The sequence below is a fragment of the Dellaglioa sp. CoH-57-MRSF-21 genome (genome assembly GCF_056781915.1).
In genome coordinates this window covers 110,039-134,950 of sequence record NZ_JBXAXU010000004.1, presented here as the reverse complement: position 1 = coordinate 134,950, position 24,912 = coordinate 110,039, and the positions used below count along the sequence as shown (strand labels likewise).

The following is a 24,912-nucleotide window of genomic DNA, read 5'->3' as shown; positions in this document are numbered from 1 at the left end:
GGTAATAACAGATGGCTGAAGATTCAGTTTTGACCGTTAGTATCGTCACTCCTGATGGTAGTGTTTATGACAATAATGCTAAAATGATTATTGTTAAAACACCCAGCGGGGAAATGGGTATTTTACCCAATCATATTCCAGTTATTGCTTCTCTTGATATTGATGCTGTCAGGGTTAAGGTAAATGATAATGAAGAAGATGAAATTGCCGTAAGTGGTGGATTCATTGAATTTTCAAAAAATGTCGCAACGGTTGTTGCAAATGCAGCAGAATGCCAAGAAGATATTGATGAAAATCGTGCACAGGCTGCTAAAAAAAGAGCTGAGCAGATGATTTCTACTGCAAAACAAACACATAATGTTGATGAACTTAAAAGATCTGAAATTGCACTTAGACGTGCAATCAATCGAATTAATATCTCTAAACATTAATACAAAAGTGGGTGCTGGATTTATTCAGTACCTTTTTTTGTATATACATATTAAATATTTCATTTTTGTTACAAATATTAGCGACAAGTGGTACAAAATATGCTATGCTTATGACGAATAAATTTTAGGAGTGTTTTGATGAATACTGTGGGAATCCAATCGCTAGTTACTTTAATGAGTCATCTAATGTTTATTGGAATTGCTTTTTGGGCAATTCAAGGGTTACGAATAGACAGGTTTTTCCCACAAAGTAGCCAACAAAGAATCAAAGTTTTAATTGTCTTATTGGCTATTTTATTAGGATATACAAGCAGTGCCTTTTTCTTAAATTTTATTGATAATGTTCGTAATTTAGTTTTTTTAGTTAAATAATAACGGGGGAATAACTTGTGGAAAAAATAATCGTCAAGGGTGGAAACTCACTCAATGGAACAGTGCATATAGAAGGCGCAAAGAATGCAGTATTGCCAATTCTAGCAGCCGGAATTTTAGCAAGTAGTGGTGAAAATACACTGTCAAATGTACCAGTTTTGTCAGATGTCTTTACAATGAATAACGTACTACGTTTTTTAAATTTAGACGTTGACTTTAATGAAGAAACTAATGAAGTTAAAATGAGTGCGACTAAAGAATTATCACCAGAAGCACCATTTGAATATGTTTCAAAAATGCGTGCTTCTATTGTTGTAATGGGACCACTTTTGGCACGACTTAAACATGCGAAGATTGCAATGCCTGGTGGGTGTGCAATAGGTTCTCGCCCAATTGATTTGCATTTAAAAGGTTTTGAAGCAATGGGTGCGCATATTGAACAATTCGATGGTTATATAGAAGCAACTGTAGATGAATTAAAGGGTGCCAACATTTATCTTGATTTTCCAAGTGTAGGTGCAACTCAGAATATTATGATGGCTGCAACATTAGCTACTGGTACAACTGTGATTGAAAATGTTGCAAGAGAACCAGAAATTGTTGATTTAGCTAATATTTTAAATAAAATGGGTGCTAAAGTACAAGGTGCTGGTACCGAAACAATTCGCATTCATGGTGTTAAGGCATTACATGGCGCTGATCATGCAGTTGTCCAAGATCGGATTGAAGCAGGGACATTCATGGTTGCTGCAGCAATGACTCAAGGTAATGTTTTAATCGAAGAGGCTATTGCGGAACACAATAAACCATTAATTTCTAAATTAGAAGAAATGGGCATTGACGTTATCCAAGAAGACAATGGTATCCGAGTAATTGGAACAGAAAAAATTAAACCAACTACAGTTAAAACATTGCCTCATCCAGGGTACCCAACTGATATGCAGCCTCAAATGACTGTCCTTCAATTAATGGCAGATGGTACAAGTATTTTAACAGAGACGGTATTCGAAAATCGTTTTATGCATCTTGAAGAATTACGACGTATGAATGCAAAATTTAAGATTGAAGGCAACTCAGTTGTCATGTATGGTCCAACTGACTTCAATGGTGCAGAAGTTGCTGCTACAGACTTAAGAGCTGCTGCAGCACTTGTGCTAGCAGGATTAGTAGCTCGTGGTTATACACAAGTTACACATCTTGAATATCTTGATCGAGGCTACTATCATTTCCATCAAAAGTTAGAAGCTTTGGGTGCTGAAATTAAACGTATCAATGATGATACACAAGATATAATTATTAAGACAGAAAATGAAGTAAAATAGAAGAAATGTCCATTTTGGACATTTTTTTATTGTATAGGTATATGGTATAATGCTTACATTAGTGTAAGTTTTAAGTGCCGAGAGGAGAAGCATAATGGCTAAAGATATTGGTATTGATTTAGGAACCGCAAATGTATTAATTAACGTACAAAATAAAGGAATCGTCTTAAATGAACCATCTGTTGTTGCAATTGACACAAAATCAGGTCGTGTATTAGCAGTTGGATCAGAAGCATATAAAATGGTTGGTAGAACACCTGGTAGTATTAGAGCTATCAGACCTATGAAAAATGGTGTCATTGCTGATTTTGATATTACAGAACAAATGTTAACTTACTTTATTAAAAAATTAAATGTGAGCGGCTTTTTATCAAAACCAAGTATTTTGATTTGTTGCCCAACAAATATCACATCAATTGAACAAAAAGCAATTATTCAAGCTGCTGAAAAAGCTGGTGGTGGCAAGGTTTATCTTGCTGAAGAACCTAAAGTTGCAGCTATTGGTGCTGGGTTGGATATTTATCAACCCCGTGGTAGTTTAGTGATTGATATTGGTGGTGGTACAAGTGATGTTGCCGTTATTTCATTAGGCGATATTGTAGCAAGCCGTTCATTACGTGTTGCTGGTGATCAATTGAATAGTGATGTTATCAATTTTGTTAAGCAAAAACATAACCTTCAAATCGGTGAACGTACAGCTGAAAAAGCTAAAATTGAAATTGGGACAGTTTACCCAGACAATCGTGCATTAGAAATGGAAATTCGTGGACGAGATGTTGTTACTGGTTTACCAAAGACAGTTGTGCTTAGCTCTGCTGAGATTGAAGAAGCAACTCATGATACAATGCAAGCAATCGTTGCAGCAACTAAAGAAGTTCTTGAACAAACACCACCAGAATTAGCATCAGATATTATTGATACTGGGATTATTTTAACAGGTGGCGGTGCATTATTAGATGGTGTTGATTTATTAATGTCATCGAACTTAGATATTCCTGTTATGGTGTCAGAAACACCATTGGATGATGTCGCAAAAGGAACTGGATTCTTGTTAGATCATATTGAAAAACAAGGTAGATAACAACTGTGATACTGGTTATTAAGGGAGGTCTATTAACGGGGCAATCTGTTGATGGACCTTTTCATATAGGAGGTGTCATTTATTTATGCAAAACTTAATGCTTGCACCAATCAAGTTTTATCAAAAATTTATTTCACCGATGTTTCCACCTAGTTGCCGGTACTATCCAACATGTTCAAACTATATGATTAAGGCAATTCAAAAACACGGTGCAAAAGGTATTATTATGGGTATCGGTAGGATTTTACGATGCCATCCTTTTGTCAGAGGCGGATACGATCCCGTACCTGATTACTTTACCGTACGAAGAAATAAGAACCCTAAAGGAGAAGAAAAGCATGTCTAAAAAAGAAAAAGAGATTGAAGTAGCAGAAAATGATATTAAAATTAATGGTGAGGATGCAGTTTCATTAACCGTTGGCGGTATTGAAATTGGTACAGTCATTCAACAAGATACAAAATTTGTTGCAACATTAAGTAACGGTGAGATATTCAAAGCTAAAACTCGTGATGAAGGTATTGATACTTTATTGCGCGATTTTCACTTACATCGCGGTTAATTAGTCAATTATTAAATTTTAGCCTATTCAAAAATTTAACGAAATAAGTGACATAGTGTGGAGGGGAATTCTATGAGTAGTAGAAAAGATGAGGTCGATAGTGAGTCAAGAATTGATTATGGTATTATTTTTGCCGTTTTAGTCTTGGCAATTATTGGGCTTGCCTCAATTTACGTATCAGCATCCCATGATACTAGTGCGACCTCAATTGTTAGCCAAATGGTTTCACAGTTAATGTGGTACGCTATTGGTGTCATTGCAATTGTCGTTATTATGCAATTTGACTCAGAACAATTATGGCGAGTCGCACCGATAGGGTATTTTATTGGCCTGTTTTTATTGATGATTGTTTTAGTCGTATATAGTCGACCTTTATATATAAACACAGGTGCTAAAAGTTGGATACCATTAGTTGGTTCGTTAACGTTCCAACCATCAGAAGTTATGAAGCCAGCATTTATATTAATGTTGGCGCGTGTGGTTACGATACATAACAATGATTATCCAACTCATAAAATTGGGACAGATATTATTTTATTAGCCAAAATGATAGCATGGACGTTACCAGTAGTTATTTTATTAAAACTGCAAAATGATTTTGGAACAATGCTCGTTTTCTTTGCTATTTTAGGTGGTGTCATTTTAGTTTCAGGTATCACTTGGAAGATTATTGGACCGGCATTTGGAACGGTGGCTGTTGTAGGTGGAACGGCATTATATATGGTTATTTCAACAACTGGTCGATCAATTCTAGAAAAAGTTGGCTTTTCTGCCTACCAATTTGACCGAATTGATAACTGGTTAGATCCATCAAAAGATACATCCGGAACAGGATATCAATTATGGCAAAGTATGAAAGCCATTGGATCAGGACAAATGACTGGTAAGGGATTTAACGTGTCAAATGTTTATGTTCCCGTCCGTGAATCTGATATGATTTTTTCTGTTATCGGCGAAAACTTTGGGTTTATTGGTGGTTGTATTTTAATCTTTATTTATTTCTTACTCATTTATCGAATGGTTCGTGCAACCTTTGATACGAAGAATGAATTTTATGCTTACTTATCTACTGGGGTCATTATGATGATTTTATTCCATGTTTTTGAAAACATTGGGATGAGTATTGGGTTACTACCTTTAACAGGTATTCCATTACCATTTGTCAGTCAAGGTGGGTCTGCTTTAGTAGGAAATATGATTGGAATTGGCTTAATTATGTCAATGCGATACCATCATAAGAGTTACATGTTCAGTAGCGAAGACGAAGATTTTGATAAAAAGATAAGGCAGTGATTCTATTATGGAATCACTGTTTTTTAAAACTAGGAGGTTTTGATGATGATTGATTTTTATTGGTATCCTAAATGTTCAACTTGTAGAAAAGCAAAACAATGGTTAGACGAAAATGAGGTTGAATACCATATAATAGATCTTATCCAAGAAACACCAAAGGCGAGTCTAATCGAAAAATGGTTGAATGAGTCTGGTCTTCCAGCAATATCTTTTTTTAATACACAAGGAAATAAGTATCGTGAATTAAATCTAAAAGATAAACGACCAACGATGACAATTCAGCAATCAAGTCAAATTTTAGCATCAGATGGGATGTTAATGAAACGTCCGGTATTAACTGATGGAACAAAATTAACGACCGGATTCAGTGAAGATGTTTTTACAGAGACATGGTTAAATAAATAAAACTGTTGACATTAAATTTTAATCTAGCTATAATCAACTACAATAAGAAATACAGATAAGACGTTTTGAAAAGATGAGTAAATTTTAGTAATTAGTTAAGAGAATCCTGGTAGCTGAAAAGGGATCAAAATTACGGAATTGAATATGGTCTTGGAACGTTTGGTAGATGAGCAATGTTAATCTACCTTGGGTACGCCCAATACAGCGGAAAGGTATCGGTTATATTAAAACCCGTACCTGATGAGATTGTTATCGTGAGGTAACAATAAAACAAGGTGGTAACACGTGAAGTTTATAACTTCTCGTCCTTCCGTTTATTAAACGGGGGATGGGAGGTTATTTTTTTGCAGAAAAATTAGGAGGTATTAACATGATTGAGTTTAAAAATGTATCAAAAGAGTTTATCACGAAAAGTGGTAAGGTTAGCGCTGTTTCTGATGTGAATCTTTCGGTGGAAGATGGTAGCATCTTAGGTATTGTAGGATATTCAGGTGCTGGTAAAAGTACATTAATTAGAATGCTGAATGGATTAGAGACACCAACTTCGGGTGAAGTTGACGTTAATGGCGCTAAAATCGCATCTTTATCGGGTAGAACATTGAGAAAGCAACGTCAAAAAATTGGCATGATTTTTCAACATTTTAATTTACTCTGGTCACGAACGGTTGTGGAAAACATCATGTTTCCACTTGAACTTGCTGGAATAAGTAAAACTGAGCGGTTGTCCAAAGCTGAAGAATTAACAACATTAGTTGGGTTAAAAGGTAAAGAAAATGCATATCCTTCTGAGTTATCTGGTGGACAAAAGCAACGAGTTGGGATTGCTAGGGCTTTAGCGAATGATCCTGAAATTTTGATTTGTGATGAAGCAACAAGTGCGCTAGATCCACAAACAACAGATGAAATATTAGATTTATTACTTCAAATTAATCATAAATTGAAATTAACAATTGTATTAATCACTCATGAAATGCATGTGGTTCGTAAGATATGTGATCACGTTGCTGTAATGGAATCTGGAAAATTAGTGGAGAGTGGACTTGTCTTAGACGTCTTTAAGCGTCCGAAACAAGACGTCACAAAACGATTCGTTAATCAGGAGGTCACACCAGCTCTACATGATACTGAACTTGCTGTAAATGAATTAATTGAAGCTTATCCACAAGGGTTGATTGTTCAATTAACCTTTCACAGTACGCAGACGCAAATGCCAATTATCTCTGAAATGTTAAGACAAATTCCAGAAGTTGATTTTAATATCGTTGAGGGTTCCATTCATCAAACTCAAGGTGGCCCAATTGGAACATTATATATTCAATTAACTGGTCCAAAAATAAGTTTAGATCAAACCGTTCCATTCTTGCAAAAAATGAAAGTAGAAACGGAGGTATTGCATTATGGGGACTAATACTTGGGCGTCATATTTTAACTTTAATGCTGTTAACTGGGATGAATTCTGGTCAAATACTTGGGAAACAATCAGTATGACATTAATATCTACAATAGCCGTTACAATTTTGGGTATTATCTTAGGTCTTATTTTATTTGAAACAAAACAAAAAACGACCGGTAAAATAAGTATCTGGGTAAAAATAATTAATTGGATTGTTTCAGCCATGGTTAACATTTTTCGTTCAATTCCGTTTATTATTTTAATTGTCTTATTATTGCCTTTTACTAAGGCTTTAGTTGGTTCTATTATTGGACCGATTGCAGCATTGCCAGCTCTAATCCTCTCGGCGGCTCCATTTTATGCACGAATGGTGGAACTTGCTTTTCGTGAGATTGATTATGGTGTGATTGAAGCAGCTGAAGCAATGGGTGCTAACAAGGCACAAATCATTTGGAAAGTACTATTACGAGAAAGTTTACCAGCTCTTATTTCAGGGGCGACAGTTACTGGAATTACAATTATTGGGTACACGGCAATGGCTGGTACGATTGGTGCCGGTGGGCTAGGAAATTGGGCTTTCATTGAAGGTTATGGTGCTAATAATAATACTGTTACACTAGTTGCAACGGTCACAATCATCATTATTGTTGCCATTTTTCAACTTATTGGTGATCATTCAGCTAAATTAATCGATAAACGAAATAATTAAGGGGTAACCTCATGAGAATAAACAAAAAGTTCATTTTTTCATTTCTATTTTTGACTCTTTTATTAGCTGGATGCGGGAAACAATCAAATGGAATGACTACTTTGACAATTGGTGCTAGTAATATGCCCCATGCAGAAATTCTAGATCATGTAAAACCAATGTTGGCAAAAGAAGGTATCGATTTAAAAGTTAAAGTTTTTCAGGATTATGTGATGCCTAATAAAGCGACTGAATCTGGTGATTTAGATGCTAATTATTTTCAACATAAACCATTTTTAGATAATTGGGACAAACAGAATAATGGTGATTTAATAAGTGTTGGAAATGTTCATCTTGAACCAATCGGTGTCTATTCTAAACAAGTTAAAAAGTTAACTGATTTGAAGAAAGGAAGTACGGTTTTAGTATCTAACAGTATTTCAGATTATGGTCGTGTTTTAACTATTTTTAAAGATGCTGGATTAATAACCCTGAAAAAAGGGACAGACGTGGCAACTGCAAATTTTGCTGATATCAAAACAAATAAATTAAATTTAGTTTTTAAGCATACGTATGAGCCAAAATTGATGTCTGATTTATATGAAAATAATGAAGGCTCAGCCATCATTATTAATGCAAATTATGCGGTTGAAGCTGGATTAAATCCAACGAAACAAGCTATTGCATTAGAACGTAGTACATCATCATATGCGAATTTAGTTGCTGTCGCACCAAAAAATAAAGATAATCCTGCGATTAAAAAGTTAGTTAAAGCACTACAATCTAAAAAGACACGCGAATGGATTTTGAATAAGTATAAAGGTGCCGTTATTCCTGCAAAATAAAGAGAATTGAATTAGTCGACATGACTAATTCAATTCTCTTTATTTTGCAATTTTATTAATTAGCCATTTGAAAATAGCTAAATCTGATGGTTCTCTTATATAAGACATTTCGGGATGCCATTGAACACCTAAAATGAGACCGTCATTACTACTGATACCTTCAATTAGGCCATCTGAACTTGTCGCAATGGCCGTTAATGAATCACCTAAACGGTTAATGGCTTGGTGATGGTACGTATTGACACGAAGCGTTGAACCATAAGTATCTGATAAATAATTATTTGCTTTAATCGATACAGAATGTGTGGCGTATTCTGGTAATGTTGGATCTTGTAAATGCTTAACTTGCCAATTTGAATAGTCACTTAAATCTTGATAGAGTGTTCCACCAAAAAAGACGTTAAGTATTTGTAGTCCACGGCAAATACCAAGTATTGGTATTTTTCGAGAAATAGCTTCCTTGATTAAAGCGAGCTCCATTTCGTCACGTGGGGGATTTAATTCTTCTAATTTTGGATGAGGTTCTTGGCCGTATAAGATTGGTGAAACATCTTGACCACCTGCTAATAGTAAACCATCTACCAAATCAAGATAACTAGATGCGTTTGCTAAATCAGTAGGAATGATTAGTGGTAAACCGCCAACTTCAATAATGGCATCAATATAGCCTTGAGGTGTATAAGTAATTTCGTTAATGTGCATGCCTGTAATTGGATTTCGATTAGGATTTCCAACAATACCGATAATAGGTTTCATAAATGAACCTCCTCAAAATTTACTTTTTATTAGTTTAACTTAATTAAATAAAGATTGCGAGTCTCGAGGCTCCATTGAAATGGATAATTTATTAAGATAGAATGGAATATATTAATGAATCGGAGGAATGCTAAAATGTCGACACTTGAGGTTAAAAATTTACATGTAGAAATTGAAGATAAAGAAATTTTAAAAGGTGTTAATTTAAAAATGTCGACTGGAGAAGTACACGCAATCATGGGTCCAAATGGAACAGGTAAATCAACTTTATCTGAGGCCATTATGGGGAATCCTGCGTATAAAGTGACAGAAGGCGAAGTATTGCTGAATGGTGTAAACATTTTAGAACTACCTGTTGATGAGCGAGCTCGAGCAGGATTATTTTTAGCAATGCAATATCCTTCAGAAATTCCTGGTGTAACAAATGCTGAATTTATGCGTGCAGCAATCAACGCACGTCGACCGGAAGATAAACAAATCCCAATTCGAGAATATTTAAAGAAATTAGATAAAACGATGACAACTTTAGATATGACTGAGGAAATGGCTGATCGTTATTTAAATGAAGGTTTTTCAGGTGGCGAAAAGAAACGTAATGAAATTTTACAACTGATGATGATTGAACCAAAATTTGCTATTTTAGATGAAATTGATTCAGGTCTAGACATTGATGCATTGAAAGTTGTTTCGAGAGGCGTAAATGAAATGTTGAAAAATGCGGAATTTGGAACACTTATGATTACGCATTACCAACGTTTGCTGAACTATATTGTGCCTGATGTGGTGCACGTTATGATGGATGGACGGGTTGTTAAAACGGGTGGCGCCGAACTTGCAGAAAAACTGGAAGAAGAAGGCTATGCTGGTTTGCGTGATGAATTAGGGCTAGACATTACTTTAACAGACGAGAACCTTTAGTGGAGGGCCGGAAAATGATTGATTTGAAGCTCTTAGAACAAAGTATAATTGATTTTTCAAATTTAAAACAAGAACCTGAGTGGTTTCAACAATTAAGAAGAGATGCCTTTGTAAAAAAAACATTACTAGCGCTTCCTTCATTTGAAAAAATTAGATACCAAAAATGGCCCATTATACCTGAAACACTGGTTAAAGAATCAGGGGAATTTGTTTCAAAAAAATCGGATGAAAATACGTTTATTCAAGTTGGATCTCGAACGATTAGTTTAAATATATCTGAGGAATTAAAAGAAAATCATGTTATTATTTGCGACTGGTCAACCGCGTTAGTGGAACATGCAGATTTAATTAAGAAATATTTTATGACTAAGGCAGTTAAATGGGATAGTGATTTGTTGACCGCAACGCATTTAGCACAATTAACCGGTGGTTTGTTTATTTATGTACCTAAAAATGTTGTATTAGACAACCCAATTACAACTTATTTAACGCAGGATGCACGGGACAATCAGGACTATGTACAGCATGTTTTAATTGTCGCAGCAGAAAATAGTCAGTTTTCATATCTAGAAAATCGTTCAACAGTCGGTGATCAGATCACAACCGCAAATATTATTGTGGAAGTGATTGCTAAAGCTAACAGTCATGTTAAATTTGCTGGAGTTGATCAATTAGGGGAACATACAACAGCATATATTAACCGTCGGGGTTATTTATTAGGCAATGCAAAAATAGATTGGTCAATTGGATTACTTAATAATGGCAATATAATTGGCGATTTCGATTCTGATTTAATTGGTGCAGGTTCTCACGCAGATGTTAAAGTTGTTGCGATTTCAACAGGAAATCAGATTCAAGGGATTGATACACGGGTGACGAATTATGGTAAACATTCAATTGGTCAAATTCTGCAACACGGTGTAATTTTATCGCGTTCTACATTAATATTTAATGGAATTGGCCATATTATTAAAGGTGCAAAGGGTGCGAATGCTCAACAAGAAAGCCGTGTGCTAATGTTATCCACAAAAGCACGTGGAGACGCTAATCCTATTTTATTAATTGATGAAAATGATGTTCAAGCTGGACATGCAGCTAGTGTTGGACGCGTGAATCAGGAACAATTGTACTATCTGATGAGTCGTGGATTACACAAAGAAGAAGCAGAAAGACTTGTTATTCGTGGATTCTTAGGACCTGTTTTAACGGCAATTCCGGCAGTTGATGTTCGTGAACGATTAATCGAAACAATAGAGGGGAAACTCATTAATGGTCAAAAATTTGAAAAAGTATCGCAATGATTTTCCTATTTTAAAGCAAATTGTGAATGATGAACCGTTAATTTATTTTGACAATGCTGCAACTGTTCAGAAACCACAAGCAGTTATTAATGCCATTTCACATTATTATGAAAATGATAATGCCAATGTACATCGTGGTGTGCATACTTTAGCCGAGCGTACAACACAGCAATTTGAAGATGTACGACAAGCTGTTGCTGATTTTATTCATGCAAAATATTCAGCTGAAATCTTATTTACAAAAGGGACAACCGAAAGTTTAAACTGGGTTGCTCAGGGTTTTGCACAGAATCGATTGAAACCAGGGGATGAGATTTTAATATCTATTATGGAACACCATAGTAACCTTGTTCCTTGGCAACAAGTCGCACAAGCAACTGGTGCTAAATTAGTTTACATCGACATAACAGATGATGGACAATTAGACATTAATGATGCGAAATTAAAAATGACAGCTAAAACTAAAATTGTATCGCTAACTCAAATTTCAAATGTTTTGGGGAGTATAAACCCCATCAAAGAATTAACGGACATGGCACATACAGTCGGTGCGGTTGTTATTTGTGATGGGGCGCAATCAATACCTTATATGCCGATTAATGTTCAGGAGTTAGATGTTGATTTTTTTGCTTTTTCAGGTCATAAAATGGGGGCTGCAACTGGTATTGGCGTTTTATATGGAAAAAGTAATTATTTGAACGAGATGCAGCCACTAGAATTTGGTGGTGAGATGATTGATTTTGTTGAAGAGCAACAATCAACCTTTAAAGATATTCCTTGGAAATTTGAAGCGGGGACACCTAATATTGAAGGGGTCATTTCATTAGGTGCTACTATTCACTATTTAAATGAAGTTGGAATGGTTAATATACAAGCACATGAACAGATGCTCATCACTGATTTATTACCTAAATTAAAAGCCATTTCTGGCATTACTGTCTATGGGCCAACTGAAAGTAAAAAACGATCAGGCGTTATTTCATTTAATTTGGAGGGACTACATCCGCATGACGTTGCGACAGCTCTTGATATGCAAGGAATTGCGGTTCGCGCGGGTCATCATTGTGCACAGCCATTAATGAAGTGCATGGGTGTATCGTCAACTGTTCGTATTAGTTTATATTTTTACAATACTTTAGAAGAAAATCAAAAATTTATTGACGCGTTAATCGCTACAAAGGAGTTCTTTAAAAATGGGACTATCTAAATTAGATAATTTATATCGCCAAGTTATTTTGGAACATGCCACACATCCGCATCATCATGGCTCACTAGTAAAGGGTCAGAAATCAATTGAACTCAGAAATCCAACCTGTGGGGATGTTTTAAAAGTTGAACTTATCATGAGTGACAACAAGGTTCAAGATGTTGCCTTTTCTGGGACGGGTTGTACGATTAGCCAGGCATCTGCAAGTATGATGACTGATGAAATTATTGGTAAAGCAAAAAATGAAATAGAAGAAATGGTGACAACATTTTCAAGAATGGTAACAGGTGAAACGATTGATGAAAATCTTTTAGGTGATGCTGCTATTTTAGAAGGTGTCGCTCAGTTTCCAGCTCGGATTAAGTGTGCCACATTAGCTTGGAAGGCAGTTTATCAAGCTATTAATTTAGAAAATTAGAGAGGAGGTAAGATATGAAAGAACTAGATGTTGGTGGTGAGTATGAATATGGCTTTAAAGATGATATTGAGCCTGTTTATTCAACTGGGCGTGGCTTAACCGAAGCGATTGTTCGAGAAATTTCGGCAGCAAAAAATGAACCAGAGTGGATGTTGGATTATCGACTTCGTGCCTTTGCCTTATATGAAAAGATGCCAATGCCAAGTTTTGGTCCTGATTTGTCTAAGTTAGATTTAGCTAATATGCGCTATTTTCAACGTGCTAGTGATAATGTTGCTAGAGACTGGGAAGATGTCCCAGATAAGATTAAAGAAACCTTTGACCGACTTGGTGTTCCAGAAGCTGAACGTAAATACTTAGCTGGCTCTTCTGCACAATATGAATCAGAAGTTGTTTACCATCATATGCGTGAAGATTTTGAAAAATTAGGAATTATTTTTATGAGTACAGATGCTGCCGTCCAAGAATATCCTGAATTGGTTAAACAGTATTTTGGCAAATTGGTTCCTGCCTCTAATAATAAATTTTCAGCTTTAAATTCGGCTGTTTGGTCTGGTGGTACTTTTATCTATGTACCTAAAGGTGTGAAGACCGAGGTGCCTATTCAAAGTTATTTCAGAATTAATGCGGAGAATACAGGACAATTTGAACGAACATTAATCATTGTTGATGAAGGCGCAAGTGTTAATTACGTTGAAGGTTGTACAGCACCTAATTATTCGGCAGACAGTTTGCATGCGGCAGTCGTTGAAGTGAACGTCATGAAAGATGCCTATTGTCGGTATACAACGATTCAAAATTGGTCAGATAATGTGTATAGCTTAGAGACAAAACGTGCTAGAGCCTTAGAAAATGCGACGATGGAGTGGGTTGATGGTAACCTTGGATCAAAAGTTACAATGAAATATCCAAGTATTTATTTAGATGGTCAAGGCGCACATGGCACAATGTTGTCGATTGCGTTTGCTGGTGGGAATATCGTTCAAGATACTGGGGCAAAAATGATTCACAATGCTAAAAATACGACTTCTTCGATTGTTTCTAAATCGTTATGTAAAGATGGTGGACGAGTTGATTATCGAGGTTATTTAAAATTTGGTAGACATAGTGATGGTTCGTTTGCACATGTCGAATGCGATACAATCATCATGGATGATAAATCAGCGAGTGATACGATTCCATTTAATGAAATTTTAAATGGCAATGTTTCTATGGAACATGAAGCTAAAGTTTCTAAAATTTCTGAAGAACAATTATATTACTTAATGAGTCGCGGAATTTCTGAAGCAAAAGCAACAGAGATGATTGTAATGGGATTTGTTGAACCGTTCACCAAAGAATTACCGATGGAATACGCTGTTGAATTGAATCGTCTGATTGAGTATCAGATGGAAGGCAGTGTGGGGTAAAATAGTTTAGAATGATGTTACTTTTCCTAAAAAGTAAATAAGGGGATAATAATTAAATGATATATGCACTGGAAATAAAAGGCTTAAAAAAAGAATATGCAACGGGTGTTAAAGCGTTACGTGGTATTGATCTGGCTGTAGAAGAAGGGGATTTTTATGCACTTTTAGGGCCTAATGGTGCGGGAAAATCAACGACAATTGGTATTATTACATCTCTTGTGAATAAAACAGCGGGAACAGTGAAGGTTTTTGATTACGATATTGATACCAATTTGGTACAAGCCAAACAACAAATTGGACTTGTCCCACAGGAATTTAACTTTAATCCTTTTGAAACGGTTCAACAAATTGTTGTTAATCAGGCTGGTTACTATGGTGTTCCTCATAAAGAAGCAATGGAGCGCAGTGAAAAATATTTAAAACAGTCAGATTTATGGGAAAAACGTAATGTACGTGCACGAATGCTTTCTGGTGGGATGAAACGAAGATTGATGATTGCCAGGGCATTAATGCATGAACCTCGGTTGCTCATTTTAGACGAACCAACTGCGGGTGTAGATATTGAGTTGAGACGTGAAATGTGGTCTTTTTTAAAGGAATTGAATGAGAATGGCACAACGATTATCTTGACGACTCATTATTTAGAAGAAGCAGAAACACTTTGTCGTCATATCGGTATTATTCAATCAGGTGAGTTGATTGAAAATACGAGCATGAAAACTTTATTATCAAAATTACAATTTGAAACGTTTATTTTCGATTTAGATGTGTATGATAAAAAGCCAGAAATTATAGGGTATAAAAATTCCTTTGAAGACGCGCAAACAATTTCTATCGAAGTTGAACGAAATCAAGGTGTTAATGGGATCTTTAAACAATTTGATGAACAAGGGATAAAAGTTCTTTCTATGCGAAATAAATCGAATCGATTAGAAGAGTTATTCTTGAAAATTACGGAAGAAAAGCACCAAGTGGGGGAGAAACATGTTTAATCAATATTTTACTGCATTAAAAAGTCTCGCAATAAAAGAAACTAATCGTTATTTGAGAATTTGGGTACAGACATTAGTACCACCAGTGATTACAACATCATTGTATTTTATTATATTTGGTAAAATGATTGGTGGCCGAATTGGTGCAATGGGTGGATTTTCATATATGGAATTCATTGTACCAGGGTTAATTATGATGTCGGTGATCACTAGTTCGTATGCTAATGTATCTTCGTCATTTTTTTCTCAGAAATTTCAGAAAAATATTGAAGAATTACTAGTTGCACCAGTACCAACGCATATTATTATATGGGGATTTGTTATTGGAGGACTTGGAAGAAGTGTTTTAGTTGGGGCACTTGTCACTATTATTTCATTATTTTTTGTACCTCTTCATGTTTTTTCGTGGGTCATTATTATTATCACACTTTTGATGACAGCCATTTTATTTTCATTAGCAGGATTAATTAATGGTATTTTTGCACAGTCATTTGATGATGTGTCAATTGTACCTACGTTTGTTTTACAGCCATTAACTTATCTTGGTGGTGTTTTCTATTCTATTTCAATGTTACCACCAGTTTGGCAGGCCATCTCTAAGATTAATCCAATTGTTTATATGATTTCAGGATTTAGATATGGTTTTTTAGGTAAGACTGATGTATCACTTGCTTTATCAATGATAATTCTTATTCTGTTTATTGGTGTTCTTTACTGGATTTGTTGGTATCTTATTAATAAAGGTAGAGGTTTGAGAAGTTAGGATAGCCAATGTAATAATCCTTCTTTCTTATTAATCATTCTGTGACGGTTGATCAATAATGAATCTGGATAGCACCAAAAACAAAAGTCTTATGGCTTTTGTTTTTTTGTTAGGGTACGAAAAATGGTACCAAAGATAGATATCGTAGACTCTTTAAAAGATAGATATAAGGTATATTTTGAAAAAATGTCTGTTTTTCAAGTAAATTATTATTAAAACACTAGAATAACGTTTATACTAGCTACATATAAAACTAAAAAGGAGATAAATAATGACTATAAATAAACAATTAATTAAAGATGATTTATACGAAGCAGTAAATGGTGAATGGTTAAAAACTGCCAAAATTCCTGATGATAAACCTGCGACGGGTGGTTTTAATGATTTAGCTGATGAAATTGATAAAACTTTGATGGCTGATTTTGAAAAAATGTCAGCTGATTCTAGTGTTAAAGCACCATTAATGCAAGAATTTTTAAACTATTATGCCTTAGCAGCTGATTTTGATCGACGTGAATCAGAAGGAACCTTACCATTGAAAAAAGTTTTAGCACCTTTAGAAAATTTAACAAGTTTAGCTGATTTCGATACTAAATGGGCAGATTTTGTTCGTGCGGGTTATCCAACACCACTTGGGTTTGATGTTGATGCTGATATGAAAAATGCTAAAATTAATGCTTTATTTGTGGCAGCTCCGAGTTTGGTTTTACCAGATAAAACGTATTATGAACGAGATAATTCACAAGCTGAAGGTTTACTTAAAGCATTTAGGGCGATGATGACTAAGTTATTAGTTGCTTTAGATTATAGTGAAGAAAATGCAAATCATGTTATTACAGAGGCACTAACTTTTGATCGTAACTTAGTGCCAAATGTCAAGAGTGCTGAAGAATCAGCTGATTATAGTAAAGCGTACAACCCACAAAGTTTCACAGAATTTAGTTCACAAAGTAGTAATTTAGATTTAAAATCAATTGTTAAAAATCTTTTAAATGGGAATGAACCAGAAAAAATAATTGTGACTGAACCTAAATTTTTATCATCTATTGATGAACTCGTGAATACAACTCATTTTACAGAATTTAAAAGTTGGTTAATTGTTAAAACAGTAGGGAGTCTTAGTTCATATTTATCAGATGACTTACGTGTTATTGCTGGTGAATACGGGCGTGCATTATCTGGAAGCAAGGCACCGAAAAAACAACAAAAGTTTGCTTATTATCTAGCCATGGGAACCTATAGTGGGGTTGTGGGCGAATATTATGGATATAAATACTTTGGTGAAGATGCTAAAGCAGACGTTCAACAGATGGTTGAAAAGATGATTAATGTTTATCAAAATAGATTGGCTACTAATAATTGGTTAACAAGTACTACACGTGATAAGGCAATTTTAAAATTAAGTAAATTAGGTATTCAAGTTGGGTATCCAGATAAAATTAACCCGCTTTATCAAAAAATGCACGTTAATATGGAAAAAACATTGCTAGAGAATGCAATGGCCTTTGATAAATTAGCCACTGAAGATATGTTTAGTAAGTGGGATAAACCTGTCGATCGTGATCTTTGGGAGATGAGTGCAGCAACAGTTAATGCTTATTATCATCCCTTTAAAAATATCATTGTCTTTCCAGCGGCTATTTTACAAGCACCATTTTATAGTTTAGAGCAGAGTAGTAGTGCTAACTATGGTGGTATTGGAGCAGTTATTGCGCACGAGATTTCACATGCTTTTGATAATAATGGTGCGCTATTTGATGAGTATGGTAATTTGAATAATTGGTGGAGTGAAGCCGATTTGACCCATTTTAAAGAATTATCACAACAAATGATTACTGAATTTGACGGAACTGAATTCGCAGGCCAAAAAGTTAATGGGACTTTAACAGTTTCTGAAAATATTGCTGATGCTGGTGGGCTTAGTTGTGCACTTGAAGCGGCTAAATCTGAAGACGATACTGATTTTGAAGCATTTTTCATTAATTGGGCACAAGTATGGCGAATGAAGGCTTCAACACAGTATATGCAATTGTTATTATCAATTGATGTTCATGCCCCTGCTAAGTTGCGTGCTAATATTCAAGTTCAAAATTTAGCAGAATTTTATGATGCCTTTGATATTGTTGCAAGTGATGCAATGTATAAAGCAGTCGATGAACGCGTTAATATTTGGTAAATGATTAATTAAGACAAATTAAAAGGACATTATCAAAATGATAATGTCCTTTTTGCTGCGATTGTTTATCCGTAATACTTAAAGGTAGCATATTATAATACTTCGTTCTCTGTAATTTTTTCTTCCAAAACGTTGAAATTATATTCAGAAAGTTCATTTAAGCCATTTTTACTCTCATCAAAGAAAGCAGTTAAACTTTCAGATAACATTAGATTGATAACACGACCAGCTTCAAATTGAACTAAGATAACTGGAATATGAGCTTCTACTGCCATACCAACTTCAAACATAGTACCAGAGTCAGGTTCGTTATCTTCGTCTTCTTTGTAGTCTAAGATAGCAACAACAACGTCTGCGCGATGAACTTGGCGTGTGTCAGCTAAATAAACTGCACGTTGCCATTGTTGACTGAATTGTTCATATTGTTTACTTTGATTATCTTGGGGCAAGTAAATATTGTCACTATCAATTGTTTTGTTCTCTTTTAATGCTGCAACAACTTGAGAAACACGTTCACGTTGTTTGTCGCTAAAAAATGGACCTGCTAAATAAACTTTATTCATTAATATCGTCTCCTGGAATATATATTTGCTTTTTTAAGTATAGCATGACATTTTAAAAATGGGCACAAAAAAAGAAGACAATGAAGTCTTCTTTTTCAATTTCTAAACACCGTAAACGAATTGACCTGAATTAAAGTGGTCAGCTGAAATAACGTAAACGTTACCACTATTACGTAAAGTAAAGTTAGCTAAATCATTTAATAAGTTATTGGTTGTTTTTCCAGGTTCAGTATCGATAATTTGACCATCACTAATTAAACCAGGGAATACAGCGTCTTCGTTAATTAATAAAGTATTAACACGATGTTGCGTTAATAGAGCAAACAAATCGATTGGGTTTGTTTTGCTTGGATTAACTTCATCAAGTGAACGAGCACGATCCAATAAATGATCAATTGTTTGATTGATTAAAATTTGATTTTGATCTAACAAATCTTTTTCAATTTCTGTAGTTGTTAGGGCACTAGGTGATTTTTTAATTGTAATTTCTGAATTAACTGATTTTAATTTTGTTAATTCATGGAATAAGCTTTGATTTTTAGGTAGTCCAATAAGGAAAAGACGTTTATAAATTAATTCGGGATGGGTAACTAGGAATTTTTCAATTGCCAAGTAGTAATTTCTATTATCAATCGCTTTTTCTTCATCCTTAGTATTTAACCCATGGAGGGCGCCAGTAGGGCCATGAGTGGTCGTGGTATCTGTACTTTCAGGACCAAGAGTTGATACCATGTCGATAGGAGCATCCTCTGGGAGTTCTTGTTTCAATAAGACACCTTCTTTGAATTGATGTAATTCAAATGAATCACGGTGTAAGCTTAGGATTGTTCCTGATAATTTTGTTGCTTGTTGAGCTAATAAAGGTAAAGTGTATGCTTCAGGACCAACAATAACTTTATCTACTTCAATAGCGTGATTTAAATTAAATTTAAAGTAATCGTTAGGTGTTAAGTAAAGTGCGATACTAGGGAATTGACCGATTTTATCTGCAATTTCATTAATAAAATTAACCAATTGTGTTTCAATTAGTTCCCAAGTTTTCTTAGGTACATCCGAATGAGCTTCTTTGGCAGTTTTTAAACTAGTTTTTAGTTTTAACTGATTCTTCGCAGCAAAATTAATACCTGGATATGTTTTGATAAAGATTGATACAATGGGTTCTTCTTTGATTGTGAGTAATTTTTTCAAATTGTTATGCATTGACATAATGGTTCCCCCTTTATATGATTACCTTTAGTATAACATCATGAAAACGGTTATCCAACTTATATGGTTACGTTTTCATAAAAGGAGTAAATATGATTTATTTAGAAAAAGATAACAAAAATATTAAAAAAATGGAAGCTTACATGAAAAATAATTTTTCTTACTTAGGGATTAAGACACCAAGTCGACGTGAACTAACAAAGGACTTGATGAAAGAATCTAAGAGTTGGCCTCTAGAAGAGTTAATCTCACAAATTTTAGCTTATTATGGTCGTGAAGAAAGAGAGTATCAATATGTTGCAATCGACTTAGCACAAAAAAATCTTAAACGATTGACGGTTGATGAAGTCCAAGTATTGGTTGAGTTAATTAAGGTTAAACCATGGTGGGATTCAGTAGATGCTTTACGTAAGGTTATTAGTGACTTTTTAAAATTAAGTCCGATAAATTTTAACGATATTAGTAAGCAATTTGAAAACCATGATAATTTCTGGATGCGTCGTGTGGGTATAAATCTTCAGTTAGGCTATCGTGAAGAAACTAATCTAGCTTACTTATCAAAGATGATTTTGAATGATAGAACAACAGATGAATTTTTCATCCAAAAAGCGATTGGTTGGTCATTACGTGAGTATGCTAAGACTGATGAAAATTGGGTTATAACTTTTATTGAGAGCCATGATCTATCAAAGCTAGCTGTGCGAGAAGGACTTAAACATGTGAAGACAAAATAAAAAAGACTGATTTTATTCAGTCTTTTTTGCTTATTTTAAGGTTAAGAATTTATCTCCGGCAAGGTCTCTGTAGAAATTTGCTTTAATTGCTTGTTGATAAGGCATGTACCAAATATAACCAATTCCAAGTGTCACGATTGATAATAGGTACCAACCAACCAGACTTAACTCTATTACGAATAAATCAAATTTGTGTCCGTTCATTAATTCACGGCTTAACGTTATTTTTTTATTAATACTGATGTCAGGATGATTTGGGTTATCTGTTAAGTCTTTGTTAATCATAAAGACTTGTGAATAAGAATAGTATTTAATAATTCCTGGGACAATAAGCAAGAGAGTCCAAAGTGTACTATAAATGGTTTTGAGAATGGCGATACCAATAGATGGGAAAAATAATTCATTTGAGAAAACTTGGAAACTTTGTGTAAATGCATGTTCTGGTGTTTTTTGTGAACTGACCCAAGTTAAGAATGTATATGAAACACCTACAAGTAGAATTTGAAAAATAAGATAAAGAACAACGACAGTTGCTGAAATTATAGGACTGATAGCTGATGATTGGTTATTATTTTCAGTAGAATATAAATTCATAATGTCTGCGTACTCAGTAGAATATAAGCGAGAATAAACAATAAAAATAAGGATTGCTAGTAAGCTAACTAGGATAGCTGACTTCCAGTGTCCTTTAAGTAATGCCTTTGATTCAGATTTCAGTTGTTGTCTCGTTTTTAGTGGTTTTTCCATGATGTGTGTCTCCTTAATTGTATATGTTTTAATAATATTTTAAGCATACATTAAACCAAATATTAAGTCTATACTGACAGATTGAGAATGTGAGTATTTCAATATTTTTAGACGGTATAAAAGTGAAACAAACCAAACTTTTTGTTAGATTGTAGTAAGATGAATAGCGTAATCTATATTAATGGAAGAAGAGTGAGCTAATGGTAAATAAAATGAAGGCCATCGCAGCATTTGGAAAATTTCCGACAGAAGATAAAAATGCATTACGAGATGTCAAAATCGATAAACCGACACCTGAAAATCATGATATTCTTGTGAAGGTAACGGGTATTTCAGTGAATCCAATAGATTATAAATCAAGAATGTTAATTGATTCTGAAGAAAAATTACTTATTTTAGGTTTCGATGCAATCGGGGTCGTCTCTGAAATAGGATCAGAAGTAACACAATTTAATAGTGGTGATAAGGTTTTTTATTTAGGTGTCAATAATCGTTCAGGAAGTAATGCTGAGTATCAGCTAGTTGATGAACGACTAGTTGGAAATGCACCCAAGAAAATAACAGACAGTGAAGCAGCCGCTATGCCACTAACAGGTGTAACAGCATGGGAAGCATTATTTGAAAAATTAAATTTCATTCCAGAGAAAAATGCCAATAGTGGAAAATCAGTTTTAATTATTAATGGAGCTGGTGGTGTAGGCTCTATTGCTATTCAACTTGCTAAATGGGCTGGTTTGACTGTTATCACGACCGCTTCAAGATTAGAAACGAGCGATTGGGTTAAAAAGATGGGCGCTGATATTGTCATTAATCACCGAAAAGATTTGAAGAAACAATTAGTTAAATTAAATATTAATGAAGTTGATGGTATTCTAATATTGCACTCAACAGAAACTTATTTTGATTTAGCAGCAGATATCATCAGACCTCAGGGTATTATTACTTCAATTGTGGGCACATCTGATAATTTACCAATTGGTAAATTAAAAAATAAAAGTAATGAGTTTAAATGGCTAACAGTTTTTACTAAAGGTGTATATTACACGGCAGATATGAGCTCTCAAGGTAAAACATTAAATCGCTTAGCCACGTTATTAGATGAAGGCAAACTAAAATCAACGATGACTAAATCATTGGTGGGGATTAACGCCGATAATTTACGAACGGCTTCTGAAGTTGTTGAAAATGGTAAGATGATTGGAAAGTTTGTAATAACTGGTGAATTTAACGCGGAGGTATAAGCTATTGAGTAAAAAAGAAATTAGAAAAATGATTATTAACAAGATGGTTGATTTGGCAAAAAATAAGGTCCTTGAAAAAAGGAATCAGGAGAAGGCAATTATTGATAAAGTTTTACAATCTGAAGAATGGGAATCGGCTGATTCAATCGGATTAACAATTAGTCAATCGATTGAGTTTAGTACTAACGAATTACTATTGGCGGCACTGTCTCAAGGTAAGAGGGTGTATATACCAAAAACGATGCCTGAAAAGCAACTTGCATTTTTACCTTACTTATCTATTGAACAGGTGCTTATAAAAAGTGATTATGGACTATTAGAACCTGAATATAATGTTGCACTTGAAAAGAATAATTTAGATTTAGTGATTGTACCAGGAGTTGGGTTTAATTTAGAGAATAATCAAAGGATTGGCTTTGGCGGTGGTTATTATGATCGGTATATTGCAAAATATCAACCAAAAACAATTTCACTTTGTTTGGACGTTCAAAATGTAATTTCTGAGAAATGGACAAGTAATCAGTTTGATATTAAAATTGATAAAATTATTACAGTATAAGTTCTATTTGAATAAATCCTTAACAAAATACAGTTTAATAATATTATTTACATTAATATACGAATATAGTAAAATTGTAATTGCTCATTAATGAGATAAACACGAACAAATGTATTTATGAAAAGGAGATTTAAAATGATTAATCGCATTAAATCATATTTTGAAATTGATCAGTTACATACAACGGTTAAACGCGAAATGTTAGCTGGTTTTACAACGTTTATATCAATGGCTTACATATTATTTGTTAATCCTACGATTTTAAGTGCTTCGGGGATGGACAAAGGGGCAGTATTTACTGCAACTGCATTATCAAGTGCTTTAGGCTGTATTTTAATGGGTATTTTAGCTAAATACCCAATAGCAACAGCTCCCGCATTGGGTATTAATGCCTTTTTCTCATATTCAGTTGTTATAGGTATGGGAATTCCATGGCAAACAGCTTTAGCAGGTGTATTTGTAGCATCACTAATTTTTATTTTAATTACTATTTTTAAACTACGCGAAATGATTATTAATGCTATTCCAAGTAACTTAAAATACGCTATCTCAAGTGGTATTGGTTTATTTATTGCTTTTATCGGTTTACAAGATGGTGGCTTAATTATCGCAAACAAATCCACAGTTGTGGGCCTAGGTCCATTGACCGTTGGTACAACATGGTTAACAATCTTTGGCTTAATTGTTACTGCAATTTTAATGGTTAGACGTGTTCCAGGTGGTATTTTTATTGGGATGTTTGCAACAGTTATTCTAGGATTCATCACAGGATTAATTAAAATGCCAACACAAGTTGTTGCCGGTGCCCCAAGTTTGGCCCCAACATTTATGCAAGGCGTTAAACATATTAGTGATATTAACACGGTTCAGTTATGGGTAGTCGTTTTAACCTTCTTGTTAGTTACTTTCTTTGATACTGCTGGAACACTTGTTGGGTTAGCTCAACAAGCCGGATTCATGAAAGACAATAAAATGCCTCGTGTCGGTAAAGCTTTAGTTGCTGATTCAACAGCAATGCTTGCTGGCTCTGTTTTAGGAACATCTCCAGTTGGTGCATATGTTGAGTCTTCAGCAGGTATCGCCGTTGGTGGACGCTCAGGTTTAACGGCTGTTACAACTGGATTATTATTTATTGTCGGGATATTTTTCTCGCCATTATTATCAGTTGTAACAACACAGGTCACTGCTCCAGCATTAATTATTGTTGGTGTATTGATGGCACAATCTTTAACAAAAATCGAATGGACAAAAATGGAAATTGCAATTCCAGCATTTTTAATTGTAATTGGTATGCCATTAACTTATAGTATCTCTGACGGGATTGCTTTGGGAATGATTTTTTATCCAATTACAATGATTGCTGCTGGTCGTCGAAAAGATGTTCATCCAATCATGTACGGACTGTTCTTTGTGTTCTTACTTTTCATGTGGATTTTAAATGTTTAAATAAAATAGCAAACGTAAATGACAGATCTACTATAAACATGGTATTATTTAGACTAAGAGTTTAAAGCGAACAAAAATAATACAAT

27 protein-coding genes are annotated in these 24,912 nt (G+C 34.4%); 23 read left to right on the top strand and 4 right to left on the bottom strand.

Annotated features, from left to right (window positions below; genetic code table 11):
• Positions 1 to 11: 11 nt before the first annotated feature.
• From AC1RPQ_RS05795 to AC1RPQ_RS05745, 11 genes are all read left to right on the top strand, one after another.
• Positions 12 to 431, top strand: coding sequence for a F0F1 ATP synthase subunit epsilon (locus AC1RPQ_RS05795; RefSeq protein WP_481761640.1), 420 nt, complete (start codon positions 12 to 14; stop codon positions 429 to 431).
• A 138-nt stretch (positions 432 to 569) separates the two neighbouring features.
• Positions 570 to 803: a DUF1146 family protein gene (locus tag AC1RPQ_RS05790; protein WP_409022310.1), complete on the top strand. Its 234-nt coding sequence runs from the start codon at positions 570 to 572 to the stop codon at positions 801 to 803.
• A 17-nt stretch (positions 804 to 820) separates the two neighbouring features.
• Complete coding sequence (murA, locus tag AC1RPQ_RS05785) at positions 821 to 2,125, top strand: UDP-N-acetylglucosamine 1-carboxyvinyltransferase (RefSeq protein ID WP_481761641.1); 1,305 nt, start codon at positions 821 to 823, stop codon at positions 2,123 to 2,125.
• 94 nt (positions 2,126 to 2,219) lie between these two features.
• The gene (gene mreB / locus AC1RPQ_RS05780; protein WP_409022312.1) at positions 2,220 to 3,206 is read left to right on the top strand and encodes a rod shape-determining protein; all 987 of its coding nucleotides are present in this window, start codon (positions 2,220 to 2,222) and stop codon (positions 3,204 to 3,206) included.
• An 85-nt stretch (positions 3,207 to 3,291) separates the two neighbouring features.
• The gene (gene yidD, locus AC1RPQ_RS05775; protein WP_409022313.1) at positions 3,292 to 3,552 is read left to right on the top strand and encodes a membrane protein insertion efficiency factor YidD; all 261 of its coding nucleotides are present in this window, start codon (positions 3,292 to 3,294) and stop codon (positions 3,550 to 3,552) included.
• On the top strand, positions 3,545 to 3,766 hold the full coding sequence (locus AC1RPQ_RS05770) for a DUF2969 domain-containing protein (protein ID WP_409022314.1): 222 nt from the start codon (positions 3,545 to 3,547) through the stop codon (positions 3,764 to 3,766). Before yidD ends, AC1RPQ_RS05770 begins: the two co-directional genes overlap by 8 nt.
• 72 nt (positions 3,767 to 3,838) lie before the next feature.
• A complete protein-coding gene (locus AC1RPQ_RS05765; protein WP_481761642.1) occupies positions 3,839 to 5,059 on the top strand; it encodes an FtsW/RodA/SpoVE family cell cycle protein in 1,221 nt (406 codons plus the stop codon).
• A gap of 45 nt (positions 5,060 to 5,104) precedes the next feature.
• Positions 5,105 to 5,464 (top strand): arsenate reductase family protein, encoded by a 360-nt coding sequence (locus AC1RPQ_RS05760; RefSeq protein ID WP_481761721.1) that lies wholly within the window; start codon positions 5,105 to 5,107, stop codon positions 5,462 to 5,464.
• A gap of 370 nt (positions 5,465 to 5,834) precedes the next feature.
• Positions 5,835 to 6,872 (top strand): methionine ABC transporter ATP-binding protein, encoded by a 1,038-nt coding sequence (locus AC1RPQ_RS05755; RefSeq protein WP_481761643.1) that lies wholly within the window; start codon positions 5,835 to 5,837, stop codon positions 6,870 to 6,872.
• Complete coding sequence (locus tag AC1RPQ_RS05750) at positions 6,862 to 7,566, top strand: methionine ABC transporter permease (RefSeq protein WP_409022317.1); 705 nt, start codon at positions 6,862 to 6,864, stop codon at positions 7,564 to 7,566. The genes AC1RPQ_RS05755 and AC1RPQ_RS05750 overlap by 11 nt, the downstream gene beginning before the upstream one ends.
• Before the next feature lie 17 nt (positions 7,567 to 7,583).
• Positions 7,584 to 8,390, top strand: a complete 807-nt coding sequence (locus tag AC1RPQ_RS05745) for a MetQ/NlpA family ABC transporter substrate-binding protein (RefSeq protein WP_481761722.1) — start codon at positions 7,584 to 7,586, stop codon at positions 8,388 to 8,390.
• A 39-nt stretch (positions 8,391 to 8,429) separates the two neighbouring features.
• Here the strand turns inward: AC1RPQ_RS05745 and AC1RPQ_RS05740 are convergent, their stop codons facing one another.
• The gene (locus AC1RPQ_RS05740; protein WP_481761644.1) at positions 8,430 to 9,146 is read right to left on the bottom strand and encodes a gamma-glutamyl-gamma-aminobutyrate hydrolase family protein; all 717 of its coding nucleotides are present in this window, start codon (positions 9,144 to 9,146) and stop codon (positions 8,430 to 8,432) included.
• 135 nt (positions 9,147 to 9,281) lie between these two features.
• Between AC1RPQ_RS05740 and sufC the strand changes: the two genes are divergently transcribed.
• The 8 genes from sufC to AC1RPQ_RS05700 all read left to right on the top strand — a co-directional run bounded on the left by sufC (position 9,282) and on the right by AC1RPQ_RS05700 (position 18,330).
• Positions 9,282 to 10,064 (top strand): Fe-S cluster assembly ATPase SufC, encoded by a 783-nt coding sequence (gene sufC, locus AC1RPQ_RS05735; RefSeq protein WP_481761645.1) that lies wholly within the window; start codon positions 9,282 to 9,284, stop codon positions 10,062 to 10,064.
• A 14-nt stretch (positions 10,065 to 10,078) separates the two neighbouring features.
• Entirely contained in the window at positions 10,079 to 11,365 is a 1,287-nt protein-coding gene (gene sufD, locus AC1RPQ_RS05730) for a Fe-S cluster assembly protein SufD (RefSeq protein WP_481761646.1), read from the top strand.
• Entirely contained in the window at positions 11,334 to 12,572 is a 1,239-nt protein-coding gene (locus AC1RPQ_RS05725; RefSeq protein WP_481761647.1) for an aminotransferase class V-fold PLP-dependent enzyme, read from the top strand. Before sufD ends, AC1RPQ_RS05725 begins: the two co-directional genes overlap by 32 nt.
• Positions 12,559 to 12,990, top strand: coding sequence for a Fe-S cluster assembly sulfur transfer protein SufU (gene sufU / locus AC1RPQ_RS05720; RefSeq protein WP_481761648.1), 432 nt, complete (start codon positions 12,559 to 12,561; stop codon positions 12,988 to 12,990). Before AC1RPQ_RS05725 ends, sufU begins: the two co-directional genes overlap by 14 nt.
• Before the next feature lie 14 nt (positions 12,991 to 13,004).
• Entirely contained in the window at positions 13,005 to 14,399 is a 1,395-nt protein-coding gene (gene sufB / locus AC1RPQ_RS05715) for a Fe-S cluster assembly protein SufB (RefSeq protein WP_481761649.1), read from the top strand.
• Positions 14,400 to 14,455: 56 nt separating this feature from the next.
• Positions 14,456 to 15,391: an ABC transporter ATP-binding protein gene (locus AC1RPQ_RS05710; RefSeq protein ID WP_481761650.1), complete on the top strand. Its 936-nt coding sequence runs from the start codon at positions 14,456 to 14,458 to the stop codon at positions 15,389 to 15,391.
• Positions 15,384 to 16,154, top strand: a complete 771-nt coding sequence (locus AC1RPQ_RS05705) for an ABC transporter permease (RefSeq protein WP_481761651.1) — start codon at positions 15,384 to 15,386, stop codon at positions 16,152 to 16,154. The genes AC1RPQ_RS05710 and AC1RPQ_RS05705 overlap by 8 nt, the downstream gene beginning before the upstream one ends.
• Positions 16,155 to 16,425: 271 nt before the next feature.
• A complete protein-coding gene (locus AC1RPQ_RS05700) occupies positions 16,426 to 18,330 on the top strand; it encodes a M13 family metallopeptidase (RefSeq protein WP_481761652.1) in 1,905 nt (634 codons plus the stop codon).
• A gap of 92 nt (positions 18,331 to 18,422) precedes the next feature.
• Here the strand turns inward: AC1RPQ_RS05700 and AC1RPQ_RS05695 are convergent, their stop codons facing one another.
• Entirely contained in the window at positions 18,423 to 18,893 is a 471-nt protein-coding gene (locus AC1RPQ_RS05695) for a nucleoside 2-deoxyribosyltransferase (protein WP_481761653.1), read from the bottom strand.
• A gap of 102 nt (positions 18,894 to 18,995) precedes the next feature.
• Positions 18,996 to 20,099 (bottom strand): baeRF6 domain-containing protein, encoded by a 1,104-nt coding sequence (locus AC1RPQ_RS05690; RefSeq protein WP_481761654.1) that lies wholly within the window; start codon positions 20,097 to 20,099, stop codon positions 18,996 to 18,998.
• 92 nt (positions 20,100 to 20,191) lie between these two features.
• Between AC1RPQ_RS05690 and AC1RPQ_RS05685 the strand changes: the two genes are divergently transcribed.
• Positions 20,192 to 20,833, top strand: a complete 642-nt coding sequence (locus AC1RPQ_RS05685) for a DNA alkylation repair protein (protein WP_481761655.1) — start codon at positions 20,192 to 20,194, stop codon at positions 20,831 to 20,833.
• A 30-nt stretch (positions 20,834 to 20,863) separates the two neighbouring features.
• On the opposite strand, the gene AC1RPQ_RS05680 is transcribed toward AC1RPQ_RS05685, so the two are convergent.
• Entirely contained in the window at positions 20,864 to 21,580 is a 717-nt protein-coding gene (locus AC1RPQ_RS05680) for a DUF975 family protein (RefSeq protein WP_481761656.1), read from the bottom strand.
• 200 nt (positions 21,581 to 21,780) lie between these two features.
• On the opposite strand from AC1RPQ_RS05680, the gene AC1RPQ_RS05675 reads away from it, so the two are divergent.
• The 3 genes from AC1RPQ_RS05675 to AC1RPQ_RS05665 all read left to right on the top strand — a co-directional run bounded on the left by AC1RPQ_RS05675 (position 21,781) and on the right by AC1RPQ_RS05665 (position 24,826).
• Positions 21,781 to 22,821, top strand: coding sequence for a zinc-binding alcohol dehydrogenase family protein (locus AC1RPQ_RS05675; RefSeq protein ID WP_481761657.1), 1,041 nt, complete (start codon positions 21,781 to 21,783; stop codon positions 22,819 to 22,821).
• Between the two features lie 4 nt (positions 22,822 to 22,825).
• Positions 22,826 to 23,380: a 5-formyltetrahydrofolate cyclo-ligase gene (locus AC1RPQ_RS05670; protein WP_481761658.1), complete on the top strand. Its 555-nt coding sequence runs from the start codon at positions 22,826 to 22,828 to the stop codon at positions 23,378 to 23,380.
• 135 nt (positions 23,381 to 23,515) lie between these two features.
• Positions 23,516 to 24,826 (top strand): NCS2 family permease, encoded by a 1,311-nt coding sequence (locus AC1RPQ_RS05665; protein ID WP_481761659.1) that lies wholly within the window; start codon positions 23,516 to 23,518, stop codon positions 24,824 to 24,826.
• Positions 24,827 to 24,912 lie beyond the last annotated feature (86 nt).

Bases quoted from the DNA above. Each gene is read 5' to 3' on its own strand.
- AC1RPQ_RS05700 (WP_481761652.1), top strand. From the start codon at position 16,426: ATGACTATAAATAAACAATTAATTAAAGATGATTTATACGAAGCAGTA.
- AC1RPQ_RS05685 (WP_481761655.1), top strand. From the start codon at position 20,192: ATGATTTATTTAGAAAAAGATAACAAAAATATTAAAAAAATGGAAGCT.
- sufU (WP_481761648.1), top strand. From the start codon at position 12,559: ATGGGACTATCTAAATTAGATAATTTATATCGCCAAGTTATTTTGGAA.
- sufC (WP_481761645.1), top strand. From the start codon at position 9,282: ATGTCGACACTTGAGGTTAAAAATTTACATGTAGAAATTGAAGATAAA.
- AC1RPQ_RS05795 (WP_481761640.1), top strand. From the start codon at position 12: ATGGCTGAAGATTCAGTTTTGACCGTTAGTATCGTCACTCCTGATGGT.
- AC1RPQ_RS05695 (WP_481761653.1), bottom strand. From the start codon at position 18,893: ATGAATAAAGTTTATTTAGCAGGTCCATTTTTTAGCGACAAACAACGT.
- AC1RPQ_RS05690 (WP_481761654.1), bottom strand. From the start codon at position 20,099: ATGTCAATGCATAACAATTTGAAAAAATTACTCACAATCAAAGAAGAA.
- AC1RPQ_RS05725 (WP_481761647.1), top strand. From the start codon at position 11,334: ATGGTCAAAAATTTGAAAAAGTATCGCAATGATTTTCCTATTTTAAAG.
- AC1RPQ_RS05760 (WP_481761721.1), top strand. From the start codon at position 5,105: ATGATTGATTTTTATTGGTATCCTAAATGTTCAACTTGTAGAAAAGCA.
- AC1RPQ_RS05680 (WP_481761656.1), bottom strand. From the start codon at position 21,580: ATGGAAAAACCACTAAAAACGAGACAACAACTGAAATCTGAATCAAAG.
- sufD (WP_481761646.1), top strand. From the start codon at position 10,079: ATGATTGATTTGAAGCTCTTAGAACAAAGTATAATTGATTTTTCAAAT.
- AC1RPQ_RS05790 (WP_409022310.1), top strand. From the start codon at position 570: ATGAATACTGTGGGAATCCAATCGCTAGTTACTTTAATGAGTCATCTA.
- AC1RPQ_RS05755 (WP_481761643.1), top strand. From the start codon at position 5,835: ATGATTGAGTTTAAAAATGTATCAAAAGAGTTTATCACGAAAAGTGGT.
- AC1RPQ_RS05665 (WP_481761659.1), top strand. From the start codon at position 23,516: ATGATTAATCGCATTAAATCATATTTTGAAATTGATCAGTTACATACA.
- AC1RPQ_RS05770 (WP_409022314.1), top strand. From the start codon at position 3,545: ATGTCTAAAAAAGAAAAAGAGATTGAAGTAGCAGAAAATGATATTAAA.
- AC1RPQ_RS05765 (WP_481761642.1), top strand. From the start codon at position 3,839: ATGAGTAGTAGAAAAGATGAGGTCGATAGTGAGTCAAGAATTGATTAT.
- sufB (WP_481761649.1), top strand. From the start codon at position 13,005: ATGAAAGAACTAGATGTTGGTGGTGAGTATGAATATGGCTTTAAAGAT.
- AC1RPQ_RS05740 (WP_481761644.1), bottom strand. From the start codon at position 9,146: ATGAAACCTATTATCGGTATTGTTGGAAATCCTAATCGAAATCCAATT.
- mreB (WP_409022312.1), top strand. From the start codon at position 2,220: ATGGCTAAAGATATTGGTATTGATTTAGGAACCGCAAATGTATTAATT.
- AC1RPQ_RS05705 (WP_481761651.1), top strand. From the start codon at position 15,384: ATGTTTAATCAATATTTTACTGCATTAAAAAGTCTCGCAATAAAAGAA.
- AC1RPQ_RS05710 (WP_481761650.1), top strand. From the start codon at position 14,456: ATGATATATGCACTGGAAATAAAAGGCTTAAAAAAAGAATATGCAACG.
- AC1RPQ_RS05675 (WP_481761657.1), top strand. From the start codon at position 21,781: ATGGTAAATAAAATGAAGGCCATCGCAGCATTTGGAAAATTTCCGACA.
- AC1RPQ_RS05750 (WP_409022317.1), top strand. From the start codon at position 6,862: ATGGGGACTAATACTTGGGCGTCATATTTTAACTTTAATGCTGTTAAC.
- yidD (WP_409022313.1), top strand. From the start codon at position 3,292: ATGCAAAACTTAATGCTTGCACCAATCAAGTTTTATCAAAAATTTATT.